At 69.6% G+C, this 2193-nt stretch carries 2 protein-coding genes and 1 pseudogene; 2 read left to right on the top strand and 1 reads right to left on the bottom strand.

The genetic code is table 11. The features are described from left to right. Positions 1 to 310 precede the first annotated feature (310 nt). Both recA and recX read left to right on the top strand, forming a co-directional pair. Complete coding sequence (gene recA, locus CCN56_RS28970) at positions 311 to 1444, top strand: recombinase RecA (RefSeq protein WP_086830936.1); 1134 nt, start codon at positions 311 to 313, stop codon at positions 1442 to 1444. A gap of 4 nt (positions 1445 to 1448) precedes the next feature. Beyond that, positions 1449 to 2015, top strand: coding sequence for a recombination regulator RecX (gene recX, locus CCN56_RS28965; protein ID WP_086830935.1), 567 nt, complete (start codon positions 1449 to 1451; stop codon positions 2013 to 2015). A gap of 31 nt (positions 2016 to 2046) precedes the next feature. Here recX and CCN56_RS45965 read toward each other — a convergent pair. Beyond that, positions 2047 to 2190: pseudogene (locus CCN56_RS45965) on the bottom strand (hypothetical protein); the annotation flags it as partial. Positions 2191 to 2193 lie beyond the last annotated feature (3 nt).

Genomic DNA, 2193 nt, shown 5'->3' with positions numbered 1-2193 from the left:
CGTGCCCGTCGCCCGGGCCGACCGCTGCCCCGGCGCGGAGCTGCGGCTCGGCCCGGGCGACGGGCACGTCTCCGTCCTCGGAGCCGGCCCGGAGGCCCTGGAATGGCTCGTCGACCGGGCCGTCTGACGACCGCGTGGTGCGCTTGACACCAAAATCGAACATCCATTCTCATGGAAGTCAGACCCTTGGAATCACGGGCTTGTCGCCGAGTTGTCCACAGGTCGAAGGGGACGTCGGGGCCCGTTGTCAGTGGCAGGGGTTAGCGTCTTTCACATGAAGCGATCGACTCAAGCAAACCGGGTGGAACCCATGGCAGGAACCGACCGCGAGAAGGCGCTCGACGCTGCGCTCGCACAGATTGAACGCCAATTCGGCAAGGGCGCCGTGATGCGCATGGGCGACCGCACCCAGGAGCCGATCGAGGTGATCTCCACCGGATCGACCGCCCTCGACGTCGCCCTCGGTGTCGGCGGCCTGCCGCGCGGCCGTGTCGTGGAGATCTACGGACCGGAGTCCTCCGGTAAGACGACCCTGACCCTGCACGCCGTGGCCAACGCCCAGAAGGCCGGCGGCCAGGTCGCCTTCGTGGACGCCGAGCACGCCCTCGACCCCGAGTACGCCAAGAAGCTCGGCGTCGACATCGACAACCTCATCCTGTCCCAGCCGGACAACGGCGAGCAGGCCCTCGAGATCGTCGACATGCTGGTCCGCTCCGGCGCCCTCGACCTCATCGTCATCGACTCCGTCGCCGCGCTCGTCCCGCGTGCGGAGATCGAGGGCGAGATGGGCGACTCGCACGTGGGTCTCCAGGCCCGCCTGATGAGCCAGGCCCTCCGGAAGATCACCAGCGCGCTCAACCAGTCCAAGACCACCGCGATCTTCATCAACCAGCTTCGCGAGAAGATCGGCGTGATGTTCGGCTCGCCGGAGACCACGACCGGTGGCCGCGCCCTGAAGTTCTACGCCTCGGTGCGCCTCGACATCCGCCGCATCGAGACCCTCAAGGACGGCACGGAGGCGGTCGGTAACCGCACCCGCGTCAAGGTCGTCAAGAACAAGGTCGCGCCCCCGTTCAAGCAGGCCGAGTTCGACATCCTCTACGGCCAGGGCATCAGCCGCGAGGGCGGCCTGATCGACATGGGCGTGGAGCACGGCTTCGTCCGCAAGGCGGGCGCCTGGTACACGTACGAGGGCGACCAGCTCGGCCAGGGCAAGGAGAACGCCCGTAACTTCCTGAAGGACAACCCCGACCTCGCCAACGAGATCGAGAAGAAGATCAAGGAGAAGCTGGGCGTCGGCGTCCGGCCCGAGGCTCTGTCGGCCGAGCCGGGTGCGGACGCGGCGGGCGCCGACGCGGCCGGTGCGGACGACGCCGCCAAGAGCGTCCCGGCTTCCGCGAGCAAGACCGCGAAGGCGACCAAGGCCACCGCGGTCAAGAGCTGAACCGGTGACCGGGCGCACCGAATGGCCGGGTGACAGCCCCGACTCGTCGAGGGCCGAGAAGGAGCTGTCACCCCAGGACCCGGCTGAGCGGGCGCGCGCGATCTGCCTGCGCCTGCTCACCGGGAACCCCCGCACGCGCAAGCAGCTCGCCGACGCGCTGCGCAAGCGGGAGATCCCCGACGAGGTGGCGGAGGAGGTCCTCTCCCGCTTCGAGGACGTCGGTCTCATCGACGACGCCGCCTTCGCGGGGGCCTGGGTGGAGTCCCGCCACCACGGCCGGGGCCTCGCCCGTCGGGCCCTCGCCCGGGAGCTGCGCACCAAGGGCGTCGAGCCGACCCTCATCCAGGAGGCGGTGGACCAGCTCGACTCCGAGCGGGAGGAGGCCACGGCGCGCGAGCTCGTGGACCGCAAGCTGCGCGCCACCCGCGGCCTCGACCGCGACCGGCGCCTGAGACGACTCGCCGGGATGCTCGCCCGCAAGGGGTACCCCGAGGGCATGGCCCTCCGCGTTGTCCGCCAGGCGCTGGAGGCCGAGGGCGAGGACACAGACGGGCTGGACGAGTCCTTCTGAGACGAGTCCTTTTGAGCCGAGCTTTCCTGAGCCGCGCTTTTCTGAGCCGAGCCTTCCTGAGCCGGGTTTTCCTGAGCCGAGCCTTCCTGGGCGGGTCCTTCTGACGCGGGGGGACAGAAGGACCCGTCCGGTTTCGGGCCGGGTGACGTTCCGGCAGGTGGGTGTCGGCCGACACCCA

It is taken from the genome of Streptomyces sp. NRRL B-24572 (assembly GCF_002156145.1).
In the GTDB taxonomy this organism is placed as follows: domain Bacteria; phylum Actinomycetota; class Actinomycetes; order Streptomycetales; family Streptomycetaceae; genus Streptomyces; species Streptomyces vietnamensis.
This window is presented reverse-complemented; position numbering and strand designations above follow the sequence as displayed.

What these genes read in the sequence shown, in the direction of transcription:
- recA (WP_086830936.1), top strand. Translation starts at nt 311, where the DNA reads ATGGCAGGAACCGACCGCGAGAAGGCGCTCGACGCTGCGCTCGCACAG.